At 70.0% G+C, this 26,091-nt stretch carries 22 protein-coding genes; 11 read left to right on the forward strand and 11 right to left on the reverse strand.

Going from position 1 to position 26,091, the window contains the following annotated elements; genetic code table 11:
• Nucleotides 1–3: 3 nt before the first annotated feature.
• The 5 genes from ACWCXX_RS16615 (at nucleotide 4) to ACWCXX_RS16635 (ending at nucleotide 5,542) form a co-directional block, all read left to right on the forward strand.
• Nucleotides 4–1,776, forward strand: coding sequence for an SDR family oxidoreductase (locus ACWCXX_RS16615; RefSeq protein ID WP_451127901.1), 1,773 nt, complete (start codon nucleotides 4–6; stop codon nucleotides 1,774–1,776).
• A complete protein-coding gene (locus ACWCXX_RS16620; RefSeq protein ID WP_451127734.1) occupies nucleotides 1,773–2,738 on the forward strand; it encodes a MerR family transcriptional regulator in 966 nt (321 codons plus the stop codon). Before ACWCXX_RS16615 ends, ACWCXX_RS16620 begins: the two co-directional genes overlap by 4 nt.
• 166 nt (nucleotides 2,739–2,904) lie before the next feature.
• A complete protein-coding gene (locus tag ACWCXX_RS16625) occupies nucleotides 2,905–3,447 on the forward strand; it encodes an RNA 2'-phosphotransferase (RefSeq protein WP_451127736.1) in 543 nt (180 codons plus the stop codon).
• 72 nt (nucleotides 3,448–3,519) lie between these two features.
• A complete protein-coding gene (locus ACWCXX_RS16630; RefSeq protein WP_451127738.1) occupies nucleotides 3,520–4,419 on the forward strand; it encodes an LLM class flavin-dependent oxidoreductase in 900 nt (299 codons plus the stop codon).
• 256 nt (nucleotides 4,420–4,675) lie between these two features.
• Nucleotides 4,676–5,542, forward strand: a complete 867-nt coding sequence (locus ACWCXX_RS16635) for a Cof-type HAD-IIB family hydrolase (RefSeq protein ID WP_451127740.1) — start codon at nucleotides 4,676–4,678, stop codon at nucleotides 5,540–5,542.
• Nucleotides 5,543–5,650: 108 nt separating this feature from the next.
• On the opposite strand, the gene ACWCXX_RS16640 is transcribed toward ACWCXX_RS16635, so the two are convergent.
• The 5 genes from ACWCXX_RS16640 to hisC form a co-directional block, all read right to left on the reverse strand.
• Nucleotides 5,651–7,357: a sensor histidine kinase gene (locus ACWCXX_RS16640; protein WP_451127742.1), complete on the reverse strand. Its 1,707-nt coding sequence runs from the start codon at nucleotides 7,355–7,357 to the stop codon at nucleotides 5,651–5,653.
• A gap of 131 nt (nucleotides 7,358–7,488) precedes the next feature.
• Nucleotides 7,489–11,139: a thiol reductant ABC exporter subunit CydD gene (gene cydD, locus ACWCXX_RS16645; RefSeq protein ID WP_451127744.1), complete on the reverse strand. Its 3,651-nt coding sequence runs from the start codon at nucleotides 11,137–11,139 to the stop codon at nucleotides 7,489–7,491.
• A 106-nt stretch (nucleotides 11,140–11,245) separates the two neighbouring features.
• Entirely contained in the window at nucleotides 11,246–12,247 is a 1,002-nt protein-coding gene (cydB, locus tag ACWCXX_RS16650; protein ID WP_451127746.1) for a cytochrome d ubiquinol oxidase subunit II, read from the reverse strand.
• A gap of 18 nt (nucleotides 12,248–12,265) precedes the next feature.
• Nucleotides 12,266–13,774 carry a cytochrome ubiquinol oxidase subunit I gene (locus tag ACWCXX_RS16655; protein ID WP_451127748.1) on the reverse strand — a complete coding sequence of 503 codons (1,509 nt, stop codon included), beginning with the start codon at nucleotides 13,772–13,774 and terminating at the stop codon, nucleotides 12,266–12,268.
• Nucleotides 13,775–14,113: 339 nt separating this feature from the next.
• The gene (hisC, locus tag ACWCXX_RS16660; RefSeq protein WP_451127750.1) at nucleotides 14,114–15,193 is read right to left on the reverse strand and encodes a histidinol-phosphate transaminase; all 1,080 of its coding nucleotides are present in this window, start codon (nucleotides 15,191–15,193) and stop codon (nucleotides 14,114–14,116) included.
• 370 nt (nucleotides 15,194–15,563) lie between these two features.
• On the opposite strand from hisC, the gene ACWCXX_RS16665 reads away from it, so the two are divergent.
• From ACWCXX_RS16665 to ACWCXX_RS16675, 3 genes are all read left to right on the forward strand, one after another.
• Nucleotides 15,564–16,679, forward strand: coding sequence for a LacI family DNA-binding transcriptional regulator (locus ACWCXX_RS16665; RefSeq protein WP_283852825.1), 1,116 nt, complete (start codon nucleotides 15,564–15,566; stop codon nucleotides 16,677–16,679).
• A 173-nt stretch (nucleotides 16,680–16,852) separates the two neighbouring features.
• The gene (locus tag ACWCXX_RS16670; RefSeq protein WP_451127753.1) at nucleotides 16,853–17,911 is read left to right on the forward strand and encodes a metallophosphoesterase; all 1,059 of its coding nucleotides are present in this window, start codon (nucleotides 16,853–16,855) and stop codon (nucleotides 17,909–17,911) included.
• A gap of 184 nt (nucleotides 17,912–18,095) precedes the next feature.
• Nucleotides 18,096–18,926: a hypothetical protein gene (locus ACWCXX_RS16675; RefSeq protein ID WP_451127755.1), complete on the forward strand. Its 831-nt coding sequence runs from the start codon at nucleotides 18,096–18,098 to the stop codon at nucleotides 18,924–18,926.
• 84 nt (nucleotides 18,927–19,010) lie between these two features.
• On the opposite strand, the gene ACWCXX_RS16680 is transcribed toward ACWCXX_RS16675, so the two are convergent.
• Nucleotides 19,011–19,472, reverse strand: a complete 462-nt coding sequence (locus ACWCXX_RS16680) for a winged helix-turn-helix transcriptional regulator (RefSeq protein WP_451127757.1) — start codon at nucleotides 19,470–19,472, stop codon at nucleotides 19,011–19,013.
• Between ACWCXX_RS16680 and ACWCXX_RS16685 the strand changes: the two genes are divergently transcribed.
• Nucleotides 19,464–19,895: a YybH family protein gene (locus ACWCXX_RS16685; RefSeq protein WP_451127759.1), complete on the forward strand. Its 432-nt coding sequence runs from the start codon at nucleotides 19,464–19,466 to the stop codon at nucleotides 19,893–19,895. The two genes, ACWCXX_RS16680 and ACWCXX_RS16685, sit on opposite strands and share 9 nt — an antisense overlap.
• Nucleotides 19,896–19,947: 52 nt before the next feature.
• Here ACWCXX_RS16685 and thiC read toward each other — a convergent pair whose 3' ends face one another.
• The gene (gene thiC, locus ACWCXX_RS16690; RefSeq protein ID WP_451127761.1) at nucleotides 19,948–21,723 is read right to left on the reverse strand and encodes a phosphomethylpyrimidine synthase ThiC; all 1,776 of its coding nucleotides are present in this window, start codon (nucleotides 21,721–21,723) and stop codon (nucleotides 19,948–19,950) included.
• 196 nt (nucleotides 21,724–21,919) lie between these two features.
• Between thiC and ACWCXX_RS16695 the strand changes: the two genes are divergently transcribed.
• Nucleotides 21,920–23,242 (forward strand): YibE/F family protein, encoded by a 1,323-nt coding sequence (locus ACWCXX_RS16695; RefSeq protein ID WP_451127763.1) that lies wholly within the window; start codon nucleotides 21,920–21,922, stop codon nucleotides 23,240–23,242.
• Between the two features lie 78 nt (nucleotides 23,243–23,320).
• On the opposite strand, the gene ACWCXX_RS16700 is transcribed toward ACWCXX_RS16695, so the two are convergent.
• The 4 genes from ACWCXX_RS16700 to ACWCXX_RS16715 form a co-directional block, all read right to left on the reverse strand.
• Nucleotides 23,321–23,758, reverse strand: a complete 438-nt coding sequence (locus ACWCXX_RS16700) for an SsgA family sporulation/cell division regulator (RefSeq protein WP_266747352.1) — start codon at nucleotides 23,756–23,758, stop codon at nucleotides 23,321–23,323.
• 101 nt (nucleotides 23,759–23,859) lie between these two features.
• Nucleotides 23,860–24,630: an IclR family transcriptional regulator gene (locus ACWCXX_RS16705; RefSeq protein ID WP_451127765.1), complete on the reverse strand. Its 771-nt coding sequence runs from the start codon at nucleotides 24,628–24,630 to the stop codon at nucleotides 23,860–23,862.
• A gap of 242 nt (nucleotides 24,631–24,872) precedes the next feature.
• Nucleotides 24,873–25,091, reverse strand: a complete 219-nt coding sequence (locus ACWCXX_RS16710) for a DUF5326 family protein (RefSeq protein ID WP_451127767.1) — start codon at nucleotides 25,089–25,091, stop codon at nucleotides 24,873–24,875.
• Between the two features lie 185 nt (nucleotides 25,092–25,276).
• Complete coding sequence (locus ACWCXX_RS16715; protein ID WP_451127903.1) at nucleotides 25,277–25,594, reverse strand: cupin domain-containing protein; 318 nt, start codon at nucleotides 25,592–25,594, stop codon at nucleotides 25,277–25,279.
• A gap of 67 nt (nucleotides 25,595–25,661) precedes the next feature.
• On the opposite strand from ACWCXX_RS16715, the gene ACWCXX_RS16720 reads away from it, so the two are divergent.
• On the forward strand, nucleotides 25,662–26,039 hold the full coding sequence (locus ACWCXX_RS16720) for a phage holin family protein (protein WP_451127769.1): 378 nt from the start codon (nucleotides 25,662–25,664) through the stop codon (nucleotides 26,037–26,039).
• The last annotated feature ends 52 nt before the right edge of the window (nucleotides 26,040–26,091 follow it).

Here is a 26,091-nt window from a genome sequence, read left to right on the forward strand (position 1 = left end):
CTGCTGGATCTGCCGGGGGCGCGCGAGCGCCGGGTGCGTACGGGCGGCATCGAGCTGTGCGTGGTCGAGCTGGGGGACGCGGCGCGGCCGACGGTCGTGCTCGTGCACGGCTATCCGGACAGCAAGGAGGTCTGGACGGAGGTGGCGAAGCAGCTGGCCGACCGGTGGCACGTCGTGCTGTACGACGTGCGCGGGCACGGCCGGTCCACCGCCCCGAAGCCGCTGCGCGGCGGCTTCACCCTGGAGAAGCTCACCGACGACTTCCTGGCCGTCGTCGACGCGGTGAGCCCGGACCGTCCGGTGCACCTGGTGGGGCACGACTGGGGGTCGGTCCAGTCGTGGGAATTCGTCACGGTCGAGCGGACCGAGGGCCGGATCGCCTCGTTCACCTCGATGTCCGGGCCTTCCCTGGACCACTTCGGGCACTGGATCAAGCAGCGGATGTCCCGGCCCACCCCGCGCCGGGTCGGCCAGCTGCTCGGCCAGGGCGCCAAGTCCTGGTACGTCTACATGCTGCACACCCCGGTGCTGCCCGAGCTCGCCTGGCGCGGACCGCTCGGCAAGCGGTGGCCGCGAGTGCTCCAGCGGATGGAGAAGGTGCCCGCGGGCGACTACCCGACCTCCTCGCTGCCCGATGACGCGGCGCACGGCGCCTGGCTCTACCGGGACAACGTCCGTGCCCGGCTGAGCCGGCCGCGTACGGACGCCTACGCGCACGTACCGGTCCAGCTGATCACGCCCACCGGGGACATCTTCCTGTCGGAGAAGCTGTACGACCAACTGGAGCTGTGGGCTCCGCAGTTGGTGCGCAGGTCGCTCGCCGGCAAGCACTGGGTGCCGCGCACCAGGCCCGACCGGCTCGCCTCCTGGATCAACGAGTTCGTCGCCGCCAACGAGGCCGCCAAGGAGGACGGCCGGCCGGTGCAGGACACCGCGCCGTCCGGGGCGTACGCGGACAGGTTCGGGGGACAGCTGGTCCTCGTGACGGGGGCGGCCGGCGGCATCGGCCGTGCCACCGCCTTCGCGTTCGCCGAGGCGGGTGCCCGGGTGGTGGCCGTGGACCGGGACGCGGAGGGGGCGGCCCGGACCGCCGAGATGGCCCGGCTGATCGGCTCCCCGGCCGCCTGGGGCGAAGCCGTGGACGTCAGCGACGAGCAGGCGATGGAGAAGCTCGCCGAGAAGGTGGCCGCCGAGTACGGCATCGTCGACGTCCTGGTCAACAACGCCGGGATCGGCCTGTCCGGCTCCTTCCTGGACACCACGAGCGAGGACTGGAAGAACGTCCTCGACGTCAATCTGTGGGGAGTCATCCACGGCTGCCGGATCTTCGGCCGGCAGATGGCCGAGCGCGGCCAGGGCGGCCACATCGTCAACACGGCCTCCGCCGCCGCCTACCAGCCCTCCCGGGCGTTGCCCGCGTACAGCACCTCCAAGGCTGCCGTGCTGATGCTCAGCGAGTGCCTGCGGGCCGAGCTCGCCGATCGGTCGATCGGGGTCAGCGCCATCTGCCCCGGCATCGTCAACACCAACATCACCGCGACGACGCACTTCGCCGGTGCCGACGCGGCGGAGGAGAAGCGCCTGCAGAAGCGGACCAGCCGGCTGTACGGGCTCCGCAACTACCCGCCGGAGCGGGTCGCCGACGCGATCCTCAAGGCGGTGGTGCGCAACCAGGCCGTCGTGCCGGTGACGCCGGAGGCCCGCGGCGCACGGCTCCTGTCCCGGTTCAGTCCCGGTGCGCTGCGTGGGATCGCCCGGCTGAAGCCGCCGCTGTGAGCGGCTCCGGGCAGCCGTCACCGACGACGGACCGGCCGGCCGCCGTCGCCGAGTACCGGATCGAGGACCTGGCGCACGCGAGCGGGGCCACGGTCCGCACGATCCGCGCCTACCAGGACCGCGGTCTGCTGCCGACGCCGGAGCGGCGCGGCCGGGCCAATGTGTACCGGGACACCCACCTGGCCCGGCTCCGGCAGATCGCCGATCTGCTGGACCGGGGTTACACGCTGGCCAGCATCAAGGAGCTCCTGGACGCCTGGGACACGGGCCGGGGGCTGGGCGGGGTGCTCGGGCTCGTCGCCGAGGTGCACGGCCCGTGGACGGACGAGCGGGCCGACCGGATCACCCGGGCCGAGCTGAACGAGATGTTCGGCGGGACACCGGACGCCGAGGCGGTCGCCGAGGCGATGGACCTCGGCGTGCTCGAACCGATCCCGGGCAGGGACGACGAATTCCTGGTGCCGAGCCCCCAGGAGCTGGCCGTGGCCGTGGAGTTGTACGCGGCTGGAGTACCGCTGAGCGCAATCTCCGGTCATCTGCGGGAGCTTCGCGGCCAGGTCGAGCAAATAGCCTCCCGCTTCCTTGAGTTCACCACCGAGCATGTCTTCGCGCGCTACCTCGGCCACCGTCCGCCGACCGACTCGGACGCGGCGGAGGCCGCCGCCATGGTGCGCAGGCTGCGCCCGCTCGCCCAGCAGACCGTGGACGCCGAACTGGCGCGTGCGATGCGCCTGTTCGCGACCCGTCATCTGCATCACCACCTGGGCGCGGACTCCCCGCTGACCCCCGAGGCCCCTCCGGTGACAACGCGCCGGGTGGAACTGCCCCCGGGGACCATCAGCGCCGTACAACGACTGGTTGGGGCGCAGAACGTCTCCGCCTTCATCGCAGCAGCCGCAGAACGAGAGGTGCAATCAAGGACATTGGACGCACTTGCCTCATCCAACATCGAAACTCAATAAGTTGACCAAAGTGGTTGATTTTCAATTCACTTGTCCACAGAATCGCCAATACTTCTGTGGATAACTCAAGTTGACTGTGGATCAAACCTGTGGACGAGGATCACTTGAGCAAACCGGGCGCAAAATTCGGATGCACCCGGAAAATGGTGACGGGCACCCTGGCCGGATGGACGAAAAACGCACCGTCAAGGTGTCCAAGTACCTCTCCAAGCATCTGCGGCACCAGCCGCAACGGATCGGCATCACGCTCGACGCCAATGGATGGGTGCCGATCGACGAGCTGCTGCGCGCCACGGCCCGCAACAACTTCCCCCTCACCCGGGCCGAGCTCGACCATGTCGTCGCCTCCAACGACAAGCAGCGCTTCGCTGTCGAGAACGGCCGCATACGCGCCAGCCAGGGCCACACCGTTCCCGTCGATCTCGATCTGCCGCCGGCCGAACCGCCCGCGTACCTCTACCACGGCACGGTGGGCCGGGTGCTGGACTCGATCCGCAGCGAGGGCCTGCGGCCCATGGACCGCACGCACGTCCACCTCTCCCCCGACCGCGAGACCGCGACCCGGGTCGGCGCCCGGCGCGGCCGTCCCGTCATCCTGTCCGTGGACGCCGGCGCGATGCACCGGGCGGGCCACATCTTCTGCGTCAGCGCCAACGGCGTCTGGCTCACCACCGCCGTGCCGCCCGAGTTCCTGCGCTTCCAGGACTGATCCCGGCCGACCGGACAGCACGAGCCCCGGCCGTCATCGGCTCCGTACAGCCCGGTCCGTATGGTCGTAGCCATGCGTCTGAGCACTGTGATTCTGCCGATCCACCGCTGGAGCGAGGGCCGCAAGGTCTGGCGGCACGCCGAGGAACTCGGGTTCCACGCCGCCTACACCTACGACCACCTGTCCTGGCGAACCTTCCGCGACGGCCCCTGGTTCGGCGCGGTACCGACCCTCACCGCCGCCGCGGCGGCGACCGAGCACATCCGTCTGGGCACTCTCGTCACCTCCCCCAACTTCCGGCACCCCGTCACGCTCGCCAAGGACCTCATCACCCTCGACGACGTCTCCGGCGGACGCGTCACCCTCGGCATCGGTGCCGGCGGCAACGGATTCGACGCCACGACGCTGCGGCGGAGCGACGAGGAGCCGTGGACGCCGCGCGAGCGGGCCGACCACTTCGACGACTTCGTTCCGCTGCTGGACCGGCTGCTGCGCGAGCCCTCGGTGACGTACGAGGGGCCCTTCTACGCGGCGAACGAGGCCCGGAACATCCCCGGCTGTGTGCAGCGGCCCCGGCTGCCGTTCGCGGTGGCGGCCACCGGCCCGCGCGGGATGAAACTCGCCGCGCTGTACGGCCAGGCATGGGTCACCACGGGCGACCCGAAGCTGTACGAGACGGGCACCCCGGCGCAGTCGGTGGAGGCCATCCGCGGGCAGCTCACCAAGCTGGGCGCGGCCTGCGAGTCCACCGGCCGGGACGTCGCCGAGCTGGACAAGGTCCTGCTCACCGGTTTCACCCCGGACCGCCCGCTGCAGTCCTTCGACGCCTTCGTGGACTTCGCGGGCACCCACTTCGCGCTGGGCTTCACGGAGATCGTCGTCCACTGGCCGGTCCAGGAATCCGACTTCGCGGCGGACGAGAAGGTCTTCGAGCGCATCGCCACGGAGGGCCTGGCCCAGCTCGGCCACTGACCACGGCCGTCGGTCGGCAAGGGCCGTCGTGAACGGTGATGCCACCGGCGCCGGCACCGTCGACCGGCAAAGGCCGCTGGCACCGGTGACGGCCCCGGCACGGGCACCGTCACCGGTCACGGCACGGGGTGGACTCGTCCGGGGGTCGTCCGCCCCGCCGGCATATACATGGGGCATGTTCCCCGGTCAGGGGCGCGCATCCTCAAATGCGCGCCCCTCTGCACGCCCGTGCACCCTCGTACGCGAGAATGGACGGGTGACCTCAGCTACCGAAGCGCCTTCGCCTGCCTCTGTCCGGCTGATCGCCACCGATCTGGACGGCACTCTGCTGCGTGACGACAAGACGGTTTCGGACCGTACGGTCGCCGCACTCGCCGCCGCCGAGGAGGTCGGCATCGAGGTCTTCTTCGTCACCGGCCGCCCGGCCCGCTGGATGGACGTCGTCAGCGACCACGTCCACGGTCACGGCCTGGCGATCTGTGCGAACGGCGCGGCGGTCGCCGATCTGCACGACGGTGGCAGGCTGCTCAAGGTCCGTTCGCTGGAGCGGTCCGTCGCGCTCGACACCGTGCACGCGCTGCGCACCACCGTCCCCGGCACCTCGTTCGCCGTCGAACTGTCCACCGGCATCCACTACGAACCGGCCTACCCGCCCTTCCACCTGGACCCGGGCGCCACGGTCGCCGTCGCCGAGAAGCTGCTGCACGAGGAGACGCCCGGCACCGGCGCACCCGTGCTGAAGCTCCTCGCCCACCACACCGAACTGTCCCCGGACGAGTTCCTCTCCCTGGCCCGTGCGGCGGCCGGGAACCTGGCCTCCTTCACCCGGTCCAGTCCCACGGCCCTGCTGGAGATCAGCGGCGCCGGGGTGTCCAAGGCCAGCACGCTGGAGCTGTGCTGCGCCGAGCGCGGCATATCGCCCGCCGAGGTCGTCGCCTTCGGGGACATGCCCAACGACGTGGAGATGCTCAGCTGGGCGGGCACGTCGTACGCGATGGGCAACGCCCATCCGGCCGCGATCGCCGCCGCCTCCGGGCGGACCGCCACCAACGGCGAGGACGGCGTCGCCGTCGTCATCGAGCGGATCATCGCCGAACGCCGGACGGCCGACGCGAGGCGCTGACACCCGCCGCGTCCCGTCGCGGTGTCTTGCCGAATCCCGTCGCGTCCCACCGCGGTGTCCCGTCGCCTCCCACCGCCGGGGGCCGGGTGGTCCGAACCGCCCGGCAGTTCAGAGGGGCACCTCCCACACCACGGTCGCGCCGCCCCCGTCCGGCCCGAGGCCGGGACCGAACCAGCTCGCGCCACCGAGCGACTCCGCCCGGCGCGCCAGGTTCCGCAGCCCGCTGCGCCGGCCGCCCTCCGGGATGCCCACCCCGTCGTCGGCGACCGACAGCCGCACCGCGTCCCTCCCGTCGGGCAGCGTGGCGGTCGCGTCGACGACCACGTCGATCAACGACGCCTCCGCGTGCCGGAAGGCGTTGGACAGCGCCTCGCGCAGCGCCGCGATCAGGTTCTTGCCGGTCAGCTCGCCGACCAGCGAGTCGACCGGGCCGAGGAAGCGGTGCGAGGGCTTGAAGCCCAGGGGGACCGCCGCCGTGTTGATCTCGCGCAGGACGCGGGTGCGCAGGCCCGACGGCGCCTCGGCGGGTTCCTGCTGAAGGGCGAAGATCGCGGTGCGGATCTCCTGAATGGTCACGTCCAGTTCGTCGACCGCCCGGCCGACACCGGTCTGCACGTCCGTCTCGGCCGATCTGCGCTGGGCGCTCTCCAGCATCATCCCGGTGGCGAACAGCCGCTGGATGACCAGGTCGTGCAGGTCGCGGGCGATCCGGTCCCGGTCCTCGTAGACCGCGAGCCGTTCCCGGTCCCGCTGCGCCTCGGCCATCATCAGCGCGAGCGCGGCCTGGGAGGCGAACTGGGTGGCGAGGGTCCGCTCCGTCTCGGTGAACGGACGGGCGCCACGGGCGCGGGGGGTGACGAGCGCACCCAGCACCCGCCCGCCGCTGTGCAGGGGCAGCAGCATGCTCGGGCCGAAACGATTGGCCAGCTCGGTGATCGTGCGGAAGTCGGTGGCGGCATCGTCCACGAAGACCGCCTCGCCGCTCAGCAGCTTCGCCACCACCGGGCTCTCGGGCTCGATGATCGTCCCGAGCGAGGCGGCCGGGTCGTCCGTGGAGACGGCGACGATCTCCAGGCCGCCGTCCTCGGTCGGCAGCAGCACGATCCCGGCGGCCGAGTCGGCGAGGCGGCGGGCCTGTTCGGCTACGACGGACAGCGCGTCGTCGGCGTCCCCGCCGGAGAGCAGCGCGGTGGTCACGGCGACCGACCCGTCGATCCAGCGCTCGCGCTGGCGCGCCGCCTCGTACAGCCGGGCGTTGCCGATGGCGATCCCGGCCTCCGTGGCCAGTACCCGCACCATGTGCAGGTCGTAGTCGTTGAACTCGGCGCCGTCGTCCTTCTCGGCCAGGTAGAGATTGCCGAAGATCTCGTCCTGCACCCGGATGGGGACACCGAGGAAGGTCCGCATCGAGGGGTGTCCCGGCGGAAATCCGGCGAACCGCGGGTCGGCCGTCAGATCGGCCAGCCGCAGCGGCACCGGGTCGTGGATCAGGGCACCGAGCAGCCCCCGATGCCCGTCGGGGCGGCGGCCGATCTCCTCCGCCACCTCGTCCGATACCCCGTACGTGACGAAGTCGGAGAGTCCCCCGCCCTCCTCGTCGACGACTCCGATGGCCGCGTAGCGGCAGTGGGCGAGTTCGGCGGCCGTCTCGCAGATCCGGTCGAGGGTGGAGTGCAGTTCCAGGCCCGCCCCGACGGAGCGCATGGCCTCCAGCAGGCGCGGGATGCGGGCGGTGATCTCGGTGGACAGGCCCTGCAGGCTGTGGGGCTCCCGGGCAGCGGCTTCGAGTGAGTCCTTCGGTACCTGCTCAGACATACCCAGAGAGTAGTTAGCACCGATTGGCGAGGAAAGTCGGCTTCGCTGCTTCCGGCCCCGCCTCCGTGCCTCTCTCGCGTCCATGCGCCCGTCCCCCCACGTCCGCGTGCCGTCCCCGTCCGTAGGTCGGCTCACACCCGTACGTCCGCCGCCCCGTCGGGCACACGCGCCCGCCCGGCGCCCTTGGCCCCCACCGGCTCCGCGGTCGCTCCCGGGCGCCGTACGGCCAGGGCCTCCTGCTCGCGTTCGCGTTCCAGCATCCGGCGCAGCGGGCCCTCGGCGGCGGCGAGGTCGGCGTACGGGCCGCGTTGCACGATCCGGCCGGCCTCCAGCACCAGCACCTCGTCGACGGCTTCGAGCCCCTGCAGGCGATGGGTGATCAGGACGGTCGTGCGTCCGCGGGTGGCGGCCAGCAGGTCCGCGGTCAGGGCGTCCGCAGTCGCCAGGTCGAGGTGCTCGGCCGGCTCGTCCAGGACGAGCACGGGGAAGTCGGCGAGGAGCGCCCGGCCCAGGGCGAGGCGTTGGCGCTGACCGCCGGAGAGGCGTGCGCCGTGCTCGCCGACCAGGGTGTCCAGCCCGTCCGGCAGCGACTCGACCCAGTCGAGCAGCCGGGCCCGGCCGAGGGCTTCGCGCAGTTCGTCATCTGTCGCGTCGGTACGGGCGAGCCGCAGGTTCTCCCGGACGGAGCTGTCGAAGACATGGGCGTCCTGGGCGCACAGCCCGACGAACCGCCGCACCGCGTCCCCCTCCAGCGCACGGGCCTCGACGCCGCCGATCCGGTACGTCCCCGTCCGCGCGTCCAGGAAGCGGAGCAGGACCTGGGCCAGGGTCGTCTTCCCGGAGCCGGAGGGCCCGACGACGGCGATGCGCCGACCGGCCGTCAGCGTCAGGTCCACGGCGTCGAGGGCGTCCCGGTCCGCTCCCGCGTACCGGGCGGACAGCCCCCGCACCTCCAGCGGGAAGGGCGAGGCGGGGGCCTCGGCCGGGCTGTCGGGTTCGTGCACGGGCAACGGCGCGTCCAGTACCTCGAACACCCGCTCCGCGCTCCGCTTGACCCGGTGGCGGTACTGCACGGCGAGCGGCAGGCCGGTCACCGCCTCGAAGGCGGCCAGCGGCGTGAGCACCACCACGGCGAGCTCCACACCCGCGAGCCGGCCGTCCCGCACGGCCGGGAGGGCGACGAGTGCGGTGGCGACGACGGTGAGACCGCCGATCAGCGCGGTGAGGCCGCCGCCGAGGGCGGTGGCGGTCGCCGCACGGGCGGCGATGCGGGTCAGGACGCCGTCGGCCTCCCGGGTCCGTTCCGTGCGGTCGGGCAGGGCGCCCGCGACGGTCAGTTCGGCGGTCCCGCCGAGCAGGTCGGTGATCCGGGTGGCCAGCTCGGCGCGCGCGGGAGCCAGCCGACGCTCCGTGCGACGGGAGCAGGCACCTGAGACCAGCGGTACCCCCGCGCCGGCCAGCAGCAGCCCGGCGGCCAGCACGGCGCCCGCCGCCGGAAGGAGCAGGCCGACGAAACCGGCGGCGGCCGTGCCGACGACCACGGCGGTCGCGACGGGCAGCATCCAGCGCAACCAGTAGTCCTGCAGGGCGTCGACATCGGCGACGAGCCGGGAGAGCAGGTCTCCGCGCCGGGCCCGGCGCAGTCCGGCGGGCGCGATGCGCTCCAGCCCCCGGTAGACCGAGACGCGCAGCTCGGCGAGCATCTTGAGCACCGCGTCGTGCGACACCAGGCGCTCGGCGTAGCGGAAGACGGCCCGCCCGAGGCCGAAGGCGCGGGTCGCGGTCACCGCGACCATCAGATAGAGCACCGGGGGCTGCTCGGAGGCGCGGGAGATCAGCCAGCCGGACACCGCCATGAGCCCGACCGCCGAGCCCAGGGCGAGGCTTCCCAGCAGCAGCGCGAGTACCAGCCGGCCGCGCTGTGCCCCTGCGGCCTCCCTGACCCGGGCCAGGACGTCCCCGGAACGGGGCGCGGTCTCCCGGATCGCTCCGTGCCCGGACGCCGTGTCGCCGCCCCGGGCGGAAGGAACACCCGCCCCCGTCGGCTCCCCGGCCCCCTCCGGGACCCGTACCGGAGCCCCGGAGTGCTCCGACGGCTCCGAGAGCGCCCCCGGCACCGGAGCCCCGGACCCGGCGGACCGTTCCGGTGCCCCCGGGGCCAGGGTCACCACCCGGTCGGCCGCCGAGAGCAGTGCCGGGCGGTGCACGACCAGCAGAACGGTCCGGCCCGCCGCCAGCCTCCGTACCGCCTCGACGATGCCCGCCTCCGTCTCGCCGTCCAGGCTCGCGGTCGGCTCGTCGAGCAGCAGCAGCGGCCGGTCGGCGAGGAAGGCCCGTGCCAGGGCGAGCCGCTGCCGCTGTCCGGCGGAGAGGCCCGCCCCGTCCTCGCCGAGAAGCGTCCGCGCGCCGTCGGGCAGTTCCGCCACGAAGTCGTGGGCGCCCGCGTCGCGCAGCGCGGCCGCCACCGCGGCGTCGTCCGCGTCGGGACGGGCCAGCCGTACGTTCTCCGCGATCGTGCCCGCGAACAGGTACGGGCGCTGCGGCACCCAGGCGATGCGCTCCCGCCACCGCTCGGGCGCGAGGTCCGCCAGATCGACGCCGCCGACCCGCACCCGCCCCTCGTCGGGCGCCGTGAACCCCAGCACCACGTCGAGCAGGGTGGACTTCCCGGAGCCGCTGGGGCCGACCAGGGCGACGGTCTCCCCCTCCTCCACCACCAGCGAGGCCCGGTCCAGGGACGGCGCGGTGCGGCCCTCGTGCCGTACGGTCACCCCTTCCAGTTCCAGCCGCAGCGACCGGGGAACGTCCGCCGTGCCGCCGGTCCGGGGCTCGGTCTCCAGGACCGCGAAGATCTCCTCGGCGGCCGAGAGCCCCTCGGCCGCCGCGTGGTACTGCGCGCCGACCTGGCGGATCGGCAGATACGCCTCGGGGGCCAGGATCAGCACGACCAGACCGGTGTAGAGGTCGAGTTCGCCGTGCACCAGCCGCATGCCGATGGTGACGGCGACGAGGGCCACCGACAGGGTCGCCAGCAGTTCCAGCGCGAAGGACGACAGGAACGCGATCCGCAGGGTCCGCAGGGTGGCCCTGCGGTACTGCGCGGTGATCGTGCGGATGGACTCGGCCTGCGCCTTGGCCCGGCCGAAGACCTTCAGCGTCGGCAGTCCGGCGACCACGTCGAGGAAGTGCCCGGAGAGCCGGGAAAGCAGCCGCCACTGACGGTCCATCCGCGACTGGGTGGCCCAGCCGATCAGAATCATGAAGAGCGGGATGAGCGGCAGGGTGACCACGATGATCGCCGCCGAGACCCAGTCCTCGGTGACGATCCTGGCGAGGACCGCCACCGGCACGATCACCGCGAGTCCGAGCTGCGGCAGATAGCGCGCGAAGTAGTCGTCGAGCGCGTCGACGCCCCGGGTGGCGAGCGTCACCAGGGAGCCGGTGCGCTGATCGCCGAGCCAACCGGGCCCGAGCTCCGCGGCACGGTCCAGCAGCCGGCCCCGGAGCTCGGACTTGACCGCCGCGCCGGTCCGGTACGCGGCCAGCTCGGTCAGCCAGGAGACCAGCGCCCGCCCCAGCGCAACCGCGGCGAGCAGGATCAGCGGGGTCCGCAGCCCGGCGACGGTCAGCCCGTCCTCGAACCCTCCCACCACCACCTCGGCGACGAGCATGGCCTGGGCGATGACCAGCCCCGCCCCGACAGCCCCGAGCGCCACCACGGCGGCCAGGAAGAGGCGGGTGGCGCGGGCGTGACGGAGCAGACGCGGATCGATCGGTTTCACGTGAAACAGCCCCTGGCGAGCTAGGTCGGTGGACGAGGTCCTGTCCGGCGGATCGGGGTCGGTGTCGCGCCCCGGCCGCGTTCCGCCGGACGGTCCTCGGATGCGTTCAGTGCGCTTCGGCGATGTGCTGCGTACCGATGCGCTTGCGGAACACCCAGTACGTCCAGCCCTGGTACAGCAGGACGAGGGGGGTGGCGATCCCGGCACACCAGGTCATGATCTTCAGCGTGTACGGGGTGGACGAGGAGTTGGTGACCGTGAGGCTCCAGGCGTCGTTCAGCGAGGACGGCATGACGTTCGGGAAGAGCGACAGGAAGAGCATCGCGACCGCGGCCGCGACGGTCACCCCGGAGAACGCGAACGACCAGCCCTCGCGTCCCGCCGCGATCATGGCGATCGCGGCGACCAGCGCCACCGCGGCGATGATCATCGCCAGCAGGCTCCAGCCGTTGCCGTGGTCGAACTGGGTCCAGATCAGGAAACCGAGCGCGAGCACCGCGGTGACGACCCCCAGCTTCAGCGCCAGCCTGCCCGCCCGCTCCCGGATGTCCCCGACGGTCTTGAGCCCCGCGAACACGGCGCCGTGGAAGGTGAAGAGGAAGAGCGTGACCAGTCCGCCGAGGACGGCGTACGGGTTGAGCAGGTCCCAGAAGTTGCCCACGTACTCCATGTCGGCGTCGATCTTCACGCCGCGCACGATGTTCCCGAAGGCCACGCCCCAGAGCAGGGCGGGAATCAACGAGGTCCAGAAGATCGCGTGTTCCCAGTTGGTCTGCCACTTCTCGCCGGACCGCTTGGCCCGGTACTCGAAGGCGACGCCGCGCACGATCAGGCAGACCAGGATGATCAGCAGCGGCAGGTAGAAGCCGGAGAACAGGGTGGCGTACCACTCGGGGAAGGCGGCGAAGGTCGCGCCGCCCGCGGTGAGCAGCCACACCTCGTTGCCGTCCCAGACGGGCCCGATCGTGTTGATCAGGACCCGGCGTTCCTTGCGGTCGCGGGCCAGCAGCTTGGTGAGGACGCCGATTCCGAAGTCGAATCCCTCCAGGAAGAAGTAGCCGGTCCAGAGGACGGCGATGAGCACGAACCAGACGTCGTGGAGTTCCATCTCTCAGCTCCGCTGCTCTCAGTAGGAGAAGGCCATCGGCCGGTCGGCGTCCTCGTGGTCGCCGCCGATCTTGGTGGGCGGGTTGAGGTCGGCCTCCGTGAGCTCCGGCGGTCCCGCCTTGATGTACTTCACGAGCAGCTTGACCTCGATGACCGCGAGCACGGCGTAGAGCAGGGTGAACCCGATCATCGAAGTGATGACCTCGCCCTGCGAGACGCCGGGGGAGACCGCGTCGCGGGTCTGGAGCACGCCGTAGACGACCCAGGGCTGGCGGCCCATCTCGGTGAAGATCCAGCCCCAGGAGTTGGCGATCAGCGGGAAGAGCAGGGTCCAGAGCGCGAGGATCCAGTAGCACCTGGCGAACTTCGGGCTGAGCGCCTTGTTCTTGAAGAGGACCAGGTTCGGCACTTCGTCCTCACCGGTCCGCAGTCCCGGCGGCAGCATGAACTTCTTCCGGGTCAGCCACAGTCCCAGGATGCCGAGGCCGAAGGACGCCATCCCGAAGCCGATCATCCAGCGGAAGCTCCAGAAAGCGACCGGGATGTTGGGCCGGTAGTCGCCGGGACCGAACTTCTCCTGCTCGGCCTTGTTGATGTCGTTGATGCCGGGGACGTACGAGGTGAAGCTGTCGTCCGCGAGGAAGGACAGTACCCCCGGGATGGAGATCTCCACGGTGTTGTGGCCCTTGGCCACGTCACCGACCGCGAAGATCGAGAACGGCGCGCCCTTCTCGCCCTCCCAGAGCGCCTCGGCGGCGGCCATCTTCATCGGCTGCTGCTTGAACATGACCTTGCCCAGCCGGTCACCGCTGACGGCGGTGAGCAGTCCGGCGATCACGATCGTGATCAGCCCGAGCCGCAGCGAGGTCCGCATCACCGGGATGTGCCGCTTGCGCGCCAGGTGGAAGGCGGCGATGCCGACCATGAACGCGCCGCCGACCAGGAAGGCCGCGGTGATGGTGTGGAAGAACTGGGTGAGCGCGGTGTTCTGGGTGAGCACGTGCCAGAAGTCGGTGAGCTCGGCCCGGCCGCGTTCCTTGTTGATCCGGTAGCCGACCGGGTGCTGCATCCAGGAGTTGGCGGCCAGGATGAAGTACGCGGACAGGACGGTCCCGATGGAGACCATCCAGATGCAGGCGAGGTGGATCTTCTTCGGCAGCTTGTCCCAGCCGAAGATCCACAGCCCGATGAAGGTGGATTCGAAGAAGAACGCGATCAGCGCCTCGAACGCGAGCGGGGCACCGAAGATGTCGCCGACGAACCGCGAGTAGTCGGACCAGTTCATGCCGAACTGGAACTCCTGGACGATGCCGGTGACGACGCCCATGGCGATGTTGATCAGAAAGAGCTTGCCCCAGAACTTCGTCGCCCTGAGGTACTTCTCGTTGTCCGTCCGCACCCAGGCGGTCTGCAGGCCGGCGGTGAGCGCGGCGAGAGAGATCGTCAGGGGAACGAACAGGAAGTGGTAGACGGTGGTGATACCGAACTGCCATCGCGCCATGGTTTCCGGCGCCAGAGCCAGCTCCACGTCGTCTTCTCCTTACTACGCCGTGTCCATTCCGGCAGTTTGCCCTTTAAGTCCGACTAATCGCCGGAGCGAAAAGGACACGCTTGTGAACGCGTTCACATTCACAAACATTATGACGCACAGACTTTCGGGACGTTCGGGCGGGGTCCCCCTCTTCGGGCGTTCCGGCGGTGTTCCGGCCAATCATCCCGAACCAGGCAACCGGAGGAAGCTCTTCCGGGCTGCCGCGCAGCACCGGCCTTCCCACCCGCCGGGGCCGCACGCACCAGGGCCCCGCACCTCGTCCGTCGAGGTGCGGGGCCCTGGGACCGCCGTCGTGCGCGGGCGGACCGCGCCGCGCTACAGCTCCTTGCGGTACGCCTCCGTCACCCTGAGGAACAGGTCGTTCGCCTCGTCCTCACCGATCGAGACCCGCACGCCCTCGCCCGCGAACGGCCGGACCACCACACCGGCCCGCTCGCACACCGCGGCGAAGTCGGCGGTACGGTCCCCGAGCCGCAGCCAGACGAAGTTCGCCTGGGACTCCGGAACGGTCCACCCCTGGTCGGCCAGTGCCCGCTGCACCCGGTCGCGCTCGCAGACCAGGGAGCCGACCCGCCCCAGGAGCTCGTCCTCGGCACGCAGCGAGGCGACCGCCGCGTCCTGCGCGAGCTGGCTGACCCCGAAGGGCACCGCCGTCTTGCGCAGTGCGGCCGCCACCGGTTCGTGGGCCACGGCGAACCCGACCCGCAGCCCCGCCAGGCCGTACGCCTTGGAGAAGGTCCGCAACACCGCCACGTTGGGCCGGTCCCGGTAGATCTCGATGCCGTCCGGCACCTCGGTGTCGCGGATGAACTCCCGGTACGCCTCGTCGAGCACCACCAGGACGTCGCCCGGCACCCGGTCCAGGAACCGCTCCAGCTCGGCCCGGCGCACCACGGTGCCGGTCGGGTTGTTCGGGTTGCAGACGAAGATCATCCGGGTACGGTCCGTGATCGCGTCCGCCATCGCGTCGAGATCGTGCACCTCGCCCTCGGTCAGCGGGACCTTCACCGAGGTCGCACCGCTGACCTGCGTGATGATCGGGTACGCCTCGAAGGAACGCCAGGCGTAGATGACCTCGTCGCCGGGGCCCGACGTGGCCTGGAGCAACTGCTGCGCCACACCGACCGAGCCGGTTCCGGTGGCGAGGTGCGAGAGGGGCACACCGAAACGGTCGGACAGCTCGTTCATCAACGCGGTGCAGGCCATGTCCGGGTAGCGGTTGAAGTTCGCGGCCGCCGCCAGGGCGGACTCCAGCACTCCGGGCAACGGCGGATAAGGATTCTCGTTGGAGGACAGCTTGAACGCGACCGGTCCGTCGGCAGCAGCCGGCCTGCCCGGTACATAGGCGGGGACACCGTCCAGCTCGGCGCGCAGCTTGGGGCTCGTCTCGCTCACCGCAGATCCTCCTCGACCGTCTGTACACATCAATACTGCTCACCTTATGAGGATTGGGCGCCGCTGCGAATGGGCCGAGCGCCCAATCGTCCGGTGCGACCAGGAATGGGGGGAGCGCCACCCGCCCCTGCGCGCGCCGGTGGCTCGCGCCGTGGCGCGCGTCCCCCGAAGAGGTGAGATGAGACCTCTTCGAGACCTCGGCCATTCGACAGGCCCATCAGGTCCGGCACCTGACACGCCATGGATAAACTCACCAACAGCCTTGACTTACAAGGCAATTGGCCTTTTATGATCATGCAAAAACGTGCCTGTCAACGGATGAATGTGCGATCGGGCCAACCACCCGTCCGAGCCCTACTATCGGCTCGCCATGACAGCAGCAGGGAAGCACCAGGTGAGCCGGACGGACACACCCCGACGCGGCGGCGGCCGACAGGGACGAGCGGGAATCCGGGACGTGGCCGCCGCCGCCGGCGTCTCCATCACGACCGTCTCCGACGCGCTCAACGGCAAGGGCAGGCTCCCGGACGCCACCCGTCGCCATGTCCGCGAGGTCGCAGAGCGCCTGGGCTACCGCCCTTCCGCCGCGGCCCGCACCCTCCGTACCGGCAAGTCCGGCCTGATCGGCCTGACCGTGACGACCTACGGGGACGAACCCTTCACCTTCACCGAGTTCGCGTACTTCGCGGAGATGGCCAGAGCCGCCACCTCCGCCGCGCTCGCCCGCGGGTACGCCCTCGTCATTCTGCCCGCCACCTCGCGCCACGACGTCTGGTCGAACGTCGCCCTCGACGGCACCGTCGTGATCGACCCCTCCGACCAGGACCCGGTCGTCACGGAGCTGGTGCGCCAGGGACTTCCCGTCGTCTCGGACGGCCGGCCGGCCGGCACGCTCCCGGTCACCGCCTGGGTCGACAACGACCACGGGGCCGCCGTGCTCGACCTGCTCGACCACCTGGCCGCCGCCGGGGCCCGCCGCATCGGCCTGCTCACCGGCACCACCACCGACACCTACACCCGGCTCTCCACCACCGCGTACCTCCACTGGTGCGAGCGCGTGGGCCAGGACCCGGTGTACGAGTCCTACCCCGCCCACGACCCGTGCGCGGGCGCGGTGGCCGCCGACCGCCTGCTCGCCCGCCCCGACCGCCCCGACGCCGTCTACGGTCTCTTCGACCCCAACGGCACCGATCTGCTGGCGGCGGCCCGGCGCTACGGCCTGCGGGTCCCCGAGGACCTGCTGCTGGTCTGCTGCAGCGAGTCGACCGTGTACGCGACGACCGAGCCGCCCATCACCACGCTCTCGCTCAAGCCGCGCAGGATCGGCACGGCGGTCGTCCAGCTCCTGATCGACGCCATCGAGGGCGTCGATCACGACGGACCCGTGGAGCAGGTCATACCGACGGAACTCATCGTGCGGACGTCCTCGCAGCGCCGTCCGCCGCGCACCACGGTCAGTGCACCCCGCTCCCCGGCCGGGGATTGATCGGGTGATTTCGGACCAATCGACTGGTGAACCCGATGTGCGTCCGGATTCACCACCCCTGGTGCGTCACACAGCACGATCCGCATTCCTATGATGGGCGCACGACACCGCGGACCGCCCCGACCAGCAGGGCCCGTCAGGTGTACGGCGGCGCGACGGTGGTGGAGGGGTCGATGACACAGGGGGCCGGTCAGGAACCCGTGGTGCGGACTGCGACGTTGCGCGACTTCCGCGTACCGCCCTATGCCCAGAACCCGGTACCGCCGTCGTCACCGCACCCGGGCAACGCCGTGCCCGGCGACGAGCCGCCGGAGGGGTACACGCCCACCGCGCGCGACCTGCCCGTGATCAACCGCGGCGACACCCTCCAGGTGCCGACCGTCCCCGACCCGCGCCCCGCCCCGGAGCAGGGGCGCGGACCGCTGTACGTCGTCGGCGACGTCCACGGCTACCTGGACGAGCTCCGCGCCGCCCTCGCCGAGCAGGGCCTCATCGACGCCGACGGCAAGTGGTCCGCGGGCAACGCCCGGCTCTGGTTCCTCGGCGACTTCACCGACCGGGGCCCCGACGGCATCGGCGTCATCGACCTCGTGATGCGGCTGTCGGCCGAGGCCGCCGCCGCCGGCGGCTACTGCAAGGCCCTGATGGGCAATCACGAACTGCTGCTCCTCGGCGCCAAGCGGTTCAACGACACCCCGGTCAACTCCGGCGCGGGCACCGCCACCTTCCAGGCCGCCTGGCTGCTCAACGGCGGTCAGAAGAACGACATGGAGCGGCTCCAGGACGTCCACCTCCAGTGGATGTCCCGGCTCGACGCGATCGTCGAGGAGGACGGGCATCTGCTGATGCACTCCGACACGACGGCGTACCTCGAATACGGCACCACCATCGAGGACGTCAACGACACCGTGCACGCCATTCTCACGCGCAACGACGCCGACGAGTGCTGGGACCTCTTCCGGAAGTTCACCAAGCGGTTCGCCTTCCGCGACGAAGCGGGTCCGCAGGCCGTCCGGGAGCTGATGGCGGCCTACGGCGGTCAGCGCATCGTCCATGGCCACAGCCCCATTCCGTACCTTCTCGGGGAAGTCGGTTCGGAGGACGGCGAGGACGGTTCCGGCCCGGTGGTCGAGGGCCCGCACGTGTACGCGGACGGGCTCGCCATCGCCATGGACGGCGGTGTGACCATGGCCGGAAAGCTACTGGTCGTCCAGCTGCCGCTGCATGACTGACGCTCTTTCGGGAAGAGGCATCCTCGACCTGACCGCGCCGACTGCTGGGCCTATTTCCGGAAACCCCCTGTCACCCCGTGCCGTGGGCGCTCTACCATCGGCGTATCAGTAGCAGGCTCTCCTCCGTTTCCGCCCGACCGCCCAGCTCGAACGCGGGTGATCAGGCCCTACGGAGCATCGGGGGATGCACATGAACAGCGCTCCGCACCTGCTGGCCGAGGACCGCCCCGAGTACGAGCGGATCCTCGACGACGCACTGCGTCATGCCCATGAACGACCGGATCTGGCCGCGGTCGGCGAACGGCTCAACGCCGTGCAGCTGCGCACCATGGCGCTGGACGCCACGGCGCTGATCACCGCGACGGCCGCCACCGAGTACCAGCACTACGTGCAGGCCCGCGAGGAACTGCGCAGACCGGCCGAGGGCGAGAACGAGGACGAGGAATCGGGCCCGGCCCCCGGCACGAACCGGCAGCGCCAGTCGGGCGCGGGCATAGGTGCCGTCATCACGGTCCTGGCGCCGGTGCTCGCAGGCACCGCCGCGTTCATATTCCTGCTGGTCGGCTATCTGCTGCGGCTGCTCGACCGGCCGCCCGCCTTTGCCTCGACCATGGTCTCGGCGGGCTGGTTCTTCGCGGCGGTCATGGCCGCCGCGATCCTGGCCGCCGTCGTCGGACTGCTCGTCACCGCGCTGCGCAACGGATCGGCGCCGCATCCCGTCGAGGAGGCGGAGGAAGAGCTTCCGGAAGAGGTGGCGCGAGCCAGGGAGGCATGGCGCCACGCCCTGCTGGAGCGCGGCATACTGCCGTTCCTGCGGGACGCGCTCGACGACCCCACCGCCGGCCCCGCCTCGCGCACCCCGGTCCGCTCGGCGAACCGCATCCCGAAGGTCGGCTACAGCAGGCCGGAATTCTCCAGCCCGGACGGCGGCCCGGCGGCGGGCCCCCGCCCGACGTTCACCAGTCCGGACTTCACCAGCCCCGACTTCGGCGGCCCCGAAAACGAACCGGACTGACCGGCTCCCATGCGCCGACCGGAGCGGCCCGCCCCGGTCTCCTCCTGCGAGCCGCCGGGTTCGCCCCAGCGGTCCCGGGCATCTTCATCGACAAGTGCGGTCCCCCGGGGACTGCTCGTCCCGGAAACCGGCCCGGGTCGGACTCAGCAGTCTCTCCCCGGTCGCGTACAGCTCCACCAGCAACGGCCGCACGGCCCTGCCCGCTTCCGTCAGGTCGTACCGCGTCCGCACGGGAAAGCCACGCCGCCGCTCCACTGTCACGAGCCCTCTCTCCTGGAGGGCGTGGAGCCGCTCGCTGAGCACTTTGGGCGACAGCTCGGGAAACAGTGTCCGCAGTTCCGTGAAGCCGCGAGGACTTCCCATCAACTCGCGCAGCAACAGGGTGGTCCATCGGCCCGAAACCGCCGTGAGGGCCACTTCCACCGGGCATTCGGCCTCGGGCCGATGGGTGCGGCCCAACTGCCCGGGTACCAACTCCGCGTCCCAGACGTGGGTTTCCGTTTGGTGACGTACGCCGTCGGGTTGTTCGCTTGCCACATGACCCATCCTCCCAGCCTGCACCTGGCCCGCGAGTCCGCCGACCATCCGCTCGTTTTCGCCCGTGCCTTCAACACCTTCGATCCGGCGGTTCTGGACCAGCTCTACGAGCTCGACGCCGGCTTCGTGCCGACGCCCGGCCACCTGGCCACCGGAGCGGAGCGGTTCCGCGCCAACGAAGACTTCCTCCGCCTGCGCGTCCCGATCGAGGTGTCGCCACGTCACACGTACGTCGTGGGCGACCTGGCACTGCTGATCGTCGACTTCGTCATCGCCGGGACCGCCGCGCACGGCGGCGATGTACGCATCGAGGGCACCGCGACGGACGTCGCTCGTCGTGGATCCGACGGATACTGGCGCTATGTGATCGACAACCCCTTCGGAGTGGCGCGCCCTCCCGGACCGGCATCGGCTGCGCCCGCCTCGCGCTGAGCACCCACAGCCGGGTGCCGTGGGTGATCAGCGCGCGATCCGGAACGGGGACTCAGTCCGCGATCGGCAGATAGACCCGGTTGCCCGAGGCCGCGAACTCCCTGGACTTCTCCGCCATGCCCGCCTCGATCTCCTCCCGCGAACCGCCGTGCTCGCGCCGGATGTCCTGGGAGATCTTCATCGAACAGAACTTCGGTCCGCACATCGAGCAGAAGTGCGCCGTCTTCGCCGGCTCGGCCGGCAGCGTCTCGTCGTGGTACTTCCGCGCGGTGTCCGGGTCGAGGGCCAGATTGAACTGGTCCTCCCAGCGGAACTCGAACCGGGCGTCGGAGAGCGCGTCGTCCCATTCCTGCGCCCCCGGGTGCCCCTTGGCGAGGTCCGCCGCGTGGGCCGCGATCTTGTAGGTGATGACGCCGGTCTTCACGTCGTCCCGGTCGGGCAGGCCCAGGTGTTCCTTCGGCGTGACGTAGCAGAGCATCGCCGTGCCCCACCAGGCGATCATCGCCGCGCCGATGCCCGAGGTGATGTGGTCGTACGCCGGCGCGACATCGGTGGTCAGCGGGCCGAGCGTGTAGAACGGCGCCTCCTCGCAGATCTCCTGCTGGAGGTCGATGTTCTCCTTGATCCTGTGCATCGGGACGTGGCCCGGACCCTCGATCATGGTCTGGACGCCGAACCGCTTGGCGACCGCGTTGAGTTCGCCGAGCGTCCGCAGTTCGGCGAACTGCGCCTCGTCGTTGGCGTCGGCGATCGAGCCGGGTCGCAGCCCGTCGCCCAGCGAGTACGTCACGTCGTAGGCCGCGAGGATCTCGCAGAGCTCCTCGAAGTGCTCGTACAGGAACGACTCCTTGTGGTGCGCGAGGCACCACGCCGCCATGATCGAGCCGCCGCGCGAGACGATGCCGGTCCTGCGGCGGGCGGTCAACGGCACGTACGGCAGGCGCACGCCGGCGTGGACCGTCATGTAGTCGACGCCCTGTTCGGCCTGTTCGACGACGGTGTCCTTGTAGATCTCCCAGCTCAGTTCCTCCGCCCGGCCGTCGACCTTTTCGAGCGCCTGGTAGAGCGGGACGGTGCCGATCGGAACGGGTGAATTACGCAGAACCCACTCACGGGTGGTGTGAATGTTGCGGCCGGTGGACAGATCCATGACGGTATCGGCGCCCCAGCGCGTCGCCCACGTCATCTTCTCCACCTCCTCCTCGATGGAGGACGTCACCGCGGAGTTGCCGATGTTGGCATTGACCTTCACCAGGAACCGCTTCCCGATGATCATCGGCTCGGTCTCGGGGTGGTTGACGTTGGCCGGCAGTACGGCCCGGCCGGCCGCGATCTCCTCGCGCACCACCTCGGGCGCGACGTTCTCCCGGAGCGCCACGTACTCCATCTCCGGGGTGATCTCGCCCCGCCGGGCGTACGCGAGCTGGGTCACGGGCCGCCCGTCCCGGCTCCGGCGGGGCAGCCGGGGGCGGCCGGGGAAGACCGCGTCGAGGTTGCGCAGCCCACCGCGCGGCGAGGTGTGCCTGAGTCCGTCGTCCTCGGGACGGACGGGACGGCCCGGGTACTCCACGATGTCGCCGCGGGCGATGATCCAGCTCTCCCGCAGCGGCGCGAGCCCGCGACGGACATCGGTCTCGACGGCGGGATCGGTGTACGGCCCCGACGTGTCGTACAGCGTCACGTCCTTGCCGTTGGTGAGGTGCACCTGGCGAACCGGCACCCGGAGGTCCGGGCGCGAACCCTGGACGTATCCCTTGTGCCAGCCGATGGACTTCCCGGCCTCGTCGCTCCGACTGGAGGCAGGCGTGCGTGCGTCCGATGTGGTCATGAGACCTACTCCCTACGCCGGCATTACCCGGTAACAGGTTCGGCGGTCGACACAGCCCTCTCCGTACGGATGTACGGATGTCAGTGCCCTCTCAGCCCGGTGCTCCGAGCTCCCGCGTGTGCAAAGGTCCCTCCACGCTAGCGTCCCGTCCGGCGGGATGAACAGAGGGCCCGTCCCTTCTTGCGATGATCTGCCGGTGACGTCCCCCCGTATCGACACCGAACCCCAGGGCCACCAGCACGGCCACTCGCACAGTCATGGTCCCGCGGCACCCGGCTCCAGACATCTGCGCAAGGTCATCGCGGCCGTCCTGATCCCGTTCGCCACCGCCGTCGTCGTCGGGCTGGTGGCACTCTGGCCGGGCGGCGCGCCCCCGCACGAGCGGACCGGTGTGGGGTTCGACCGGCAGACCCAGCAGGCGAAGGTGGTGAGAGTCGACAAGGTGAACTGCAAGGACGTGAACGCGGTGCAGGTGCCCGTCGGCCAGGAGGCCGCCCCGCCGACGGACAACGCCAGGGGGCTGTGCAAGAAGGCCACCGTCGAGGTGACGTCCGGTCACGACAAGGGCCGGACGTTCGTCGAGATCGTGCAGCCCGACGCTCCGCGTCAGCTGCGTGAGGGCCAGGGCGTGATCGTGTCGTACGCACCCGACGCTCCCCGCGAGCTGCAGTACTCGGTGACGGACGTGGCCCGGAAGTTCCCGATGACCCTGCTGGCCGGAATCTTCGCCCTGGTCGTGGTGGCGGTGGGCCGCATGCGCGGGGTGCTGGCGCTGGTGGCGCTCGTGGTGTCGTTCGCCGTGCTGACCCTGTTCATCCTCCCGGCCGTCCTCCAGGGCTCCAATCCGCTGCTCGTCGCGGTGGTGGGAGCCAGCGCGATCATGCTGATCGCGCTCTACATGTGCCACGGCCCGACCGCCCGCACCTCGGTCGCGGTGATCGGCACGCTGATCTCGCTGCTGCTGATCGGACTGCTCGGATCGCTCTTCATCGGCTGGGCGAGCCTGAGCGGCAACACCGACGACAACACCGGTCTCATCCACGGCCTGTACCCGCACATCGACATGAGCGGCCTACTGCTGGCCGGTGTCATCATCGGTTCGCTCGGGGTGCTCGACGATGTGACCGTCACCCAGACGTCCGCGGTCTGGGAACTGCACCAGGCGAACCCGACGATGGGCGTGCGCGGCCTCTACCGGGCAGGGATCAGGATCGGGCGCGACCACATCGCCTCGGTCGTCAACACGCTCGTGCTCGCCTATGCCGGCGCCGCACTGCCGTTGCTGCTGCTCTTCTCCATCGCGCAGAGCAGCATGGGGACGGTGGCCAACAGCGAGCTGGTGGCGGAGGAGATCGTACGAACCCTGGTCGGTTCGATCGGACTGGTCGCCTCGGTGCCGGTGACGACGGTGCTCGCAGCGCTGGTCGTCTCCGCGGACCGCACAGGGCTCGGCGCGGAAGCCGGAGCTTCGGCACCCGTACGGGCCGGGAAGGGCCGTCGCCGCAGGACGAAGGCCTGAACGTCTCCGTCGGGTGAGCAATTCACCCATTCGGCAGGTGTGGTGTTCGACCAGTGACCGGCCGGGACACCGGCCCCTTCAGCCGGCGTTCTGTTCCTCGGCGAGAATCCGGCCCAGTGCCTCCTCCAGGTTGCCCTCGAAGTCACCGAGCGTGCACTCCTGCCCAAGCGGCACGAGCTTGTCGGTCCGGTCGAGAAAAGCCACGAGCGGTGCGGTACCGGCCCTGAAGAGGGCCCGGTCCTCGCCGACCTGGAGCCGGATGTGCACGTCGGACAGCCCCTCGGGCTCCGTCGGCCCGATGTGCACATCACCGTCCCCACTGGGACTGTTGAGGCCGTCGAGCAACAGCTCACGGCCGAATGCCCAGGTGACGGGGGCATCGCCGGGCAGGTGGAAGGTCATGCGGATCGCATACGGATCGCAGACCTCGTACCGGAGCTCCACCGGGATCCGGAAAGAGAGTTCCTCCGAAACGAGGAAGCTCATCATGACCTCAGCTTGAACCGACTCGCGCATCGTTCAACCCCGCAGTAGATGAATCTGGCCAGGAATGATCCCCCATGGCCCTATTGACGCCATCGTGGTGCACGCGATAGCAGATCACAAGGAGTGATTTTTCAGATACTGATAGAGAACACGAACGAACGCAAGAGGTTGGACACTTCGCCACGTAGTTGTTCGACTGCGGGGAGCAACCGACTCTCCTGCTCCAGAGGTACCGAAATGGCCATCGCAGCAGCGGTAAATCCGGCTGCGATCGGGATGGCCGCGCAGACCGTGCCCAGCGCGTACTCCTGCCGTTCGATGACAGGTTCCATCCGTTCCAGCGACTGCAATCGCTCGAGAAGTGCCGCCCGATCCCGCACCGAATAGCGGGTCAACGGACGCACAGGGTGACGATCGAGGTGATCCTCGCGGGCCTTCTCGTCGAGCTGACTCAACAGACACTGGCCGATCGCGTGAGCGTGCCCGGTCTCCCGGAAGGAGGCCCATTCCGTGACGGCGGGGGTGTCCGGGGCATCGGCGACCGCGATGAGTTCGATCTCACCCTCGCGGTAGACGGCGCAGTACACCGGTGCGCCGATGACATCACGCCAACGGCTCAATGAATCGGCCATTCTGCTGCGGCGGTGTCGCAGCACCCCTTCGCAGGCCAGGCGTTCGGTGGCGGCCCCGAGGAGGAACAACCCCTTCTCCCGGCGCAGATAACCCTCGTGCGTCAGAGTGCGCAGCAGATGGTAGGCAGTGGGAAGAGGAAGCCCCGCTTCCCTGGCCAGCTGTTTCGCGGGCGCCCCGTCCCGGTGGGCGCCCACGGCCTCCAGTAGTCTCAGCGCTCGCTGAACCGAACCGATCAACGTCGGGGCAGCAGCACTCGATGCCGTGGTCAACGGTCACCCCCAGGCATGGTGACGGGCGGTCAGCCCGCCTGTGGGGGCCGCCCCCACGGACTGCCGCATGACTGGGGCCGGAGAGCGAGAGCCGTACAAACCGCTGGTCAATGCGGTGCCGGTCGGTTGATACCCAGACAGTGGCAGCGAATTGTCACTGTATCGGCCGGGTCCGCACCGGGCGTTGTTTCGTCCTGTCGCTTAGCTCAGCCGGGCTAACTCCCGACCGGCTCCCGATCTTCCTACCAGTCACCGCGCGAGGAGGAAGACGACATGAACTTGCGTACGACGAAAACGAGTCCGCCGACCAGGATCACGAACACCAGGACCTTGAAGAGCAGACCGATCACGAATCCGACCACACTGGCGATCAGACCGCCGAACACGACGATCGCGAGGACCGGCACCGCGATCCACTTCACCCACCAGGGCATCCCGGCGAATATCTCCCGTACGGCCATCGTCCTTACCTCGTCTCTGTGAGTTCCTGCCTTCGATGCTAGAGGCGTGGAAAGGGCCGGCGGCGGCTCCGCGGCCCTTGAAGTCCCCTGATCGACCCCCTAGGGATCCCTGAGACCGGACCCCCGCTCCCCAAACGCCGGGGAGGGGTTCCAAGGCCGCAGGGTCGGCTCCCGGACGGCGGGGATCAGCTCTCCGGCGGGGAGAAGACCACCATCACCCGCAGGTCCTCGGTGATGTGGTGGAACTTGTGGGCGACCCCTGCGGGCACGTACACCACGCTTCCTCTGCCCACCTGTGTGGTTTCCATGCCGACCGTGATCGAGGCGCGTCCGCTGACCACGAAGTAGACCTCGTCCTGGTTGTGCGGCTGCTGCGGATCGAGCTCACCGGCGTTCAGTGCGTACAGGCCGACGGACATGTTCCGTTCCTTCACGAACTGCAGGTACGCGCCGTCATTGGCGGCCCGCTCCGCTTCCAGTTCGTCCAGTCTGAATGCCTTCATCGCCAGTCCGCCCTTGCCTCTGTACTGCCGGTGTTCGCCACCGATCGTGTCTGCCACGATCAGACACATGAAGAATTTCCTAGTCAAGACGCTCGCCAACGCGGGTGCCCTGGCCGTGGCCGTCTGGCTGCTCCAGGACATCACGCTGACCGGCGGCAGCACCGGCCGCAAGGCGCTCACGCTGATTCTGGTCGCCCTGCTCTTCGGCCTGGTGAACTTCCTGGTCAAGCCGGTCGTACAACTGCTGACCCTGCCGCTCTTCATCCTCACGCTCGGACTGATCACCCTGCTGGTCAACGCGGCCATGCTGCTGCTGACCTCCTGGCTGGCCGGTCTGTTCGACCTGAGTTTCCATGTCGAGGGCTTCTGGACCGCGGTGCTCGGCGGACTGATCGTCTCGATCGTCTCGTGGGCGCTGAACGCGATCCTGCCCGACAACGACTGACCGACGACCGGACAAAGCACGCGCGCCGTTCCGGCAGTCACCGGGACGGTGC

It is taken from the genome of Streptomyces sp. NPDC001732, from assembly GCF_053596315.1.

Excerpts from the sequence above, each read along its gene's own strand:
- ACWCXX_RS16625 (WP_451127736.1), top strand. The coding sequence starts at position 2,905 with ATGGACGAAAAACGCACCGTCAAGGTGTCCAAGTACCTCTCCAAGCAT.
- ACWCXX_RS16630 (WP_451127738.1), top strand. The coding sequence starts at position 3,520 with ATGCGTCTGAGCACTGTGATTCTGCCGATCCACCGCTGGAGCGAGGGC.
- ACWCXX_RS16640 (WP_451127742.1), bottom strand. The coding sequence starts at position 7,357 with ATGTCTGAGCAGGTACCGAAGGACTCACTCGAAGCCGCTGCCCGGGAG.
- cydB (WP_451127746.1), bottom strand. The coding sequence starts at position 12,247 with ATGGAACTCCACGACGTCTGGTTCGTGCTCATCGCCGTCCTCTGGACC.
- ACWCXX_RS16665 (WP_283852825.1), top strand. The coding sequence starts at position 15,564 with ATGACAGCAGCAGGGAAGCACCAGGTGAGCCGGACGGACACACCCCGA.
- ACWCXX_RS16670 (WP_451127753.1), top strand. The coding sequence starts at position 16,853 with ATGACACAGGGGGCCGGTCAGGAACCCGTGGTGCGGACTGCGACGTTG.
- ACWCXX_RS16675 (WP_451127755.1), top strand. The coding sequence starts at position 18,096 with ATGCACATGAACAGCGCTCCGCACCTGCTGGCCGAGGACCGCCCCGAG.
- ACWCXX_RS16685 (WP_451127759.1), top strand. The coding sequence starts at position 19,464 with ATGACCCATCCTCCCAGCCTGCACCTGGCCCGCGAGTCCGCCGACCAT.
- ACWCXX_RS16680 (WP_451127757.1), bottom strand. The coding sequence starts at position 19,472 with ATGGGTCATGTGGCAAGCGAACAACCCGACGGCGTACGTCACCAAACG.
- thiC (WP_451127761.1), bottom strand. The coding sequence starts at position 21,723 with ATGACCACATCGGACGCACGCACGCCTGCCTCCAGTCGGAGCGACGAG.
- ACWCXX_RS16700 (WP_266747352.1), bottom strand. The coding sequence starts at position 23,758 with ATGCGCGAGTCGGTTCAAGCTGAGGTCATGATGAGCTTCCTCGTTTCG.
- ACWCXX_RS16710 (WP_451127767.1), bottom strand. The coding sequence starts at position 25,091 with ATGGCCGTACGGGAGATATTCGCCGGGATGCCCTGGTGGGTGAAGTGG.
- ACWCXX_RS16715 (WP_451127903.1), bottom strand. The coding sequence starts at position 25,594 with ATGAAGGCATTCAGACTGGACGAACTGGAAGCGGAGCGGGCCGCCAAT.
- ACWCXX_RS16720 (WP_451127769.1), top strand. The coding sequence starts at position 25,662 with ATGAAGAATTTCCTAGTCAAGACGCTCGCCAACGCGGGTGCCCTGGCC.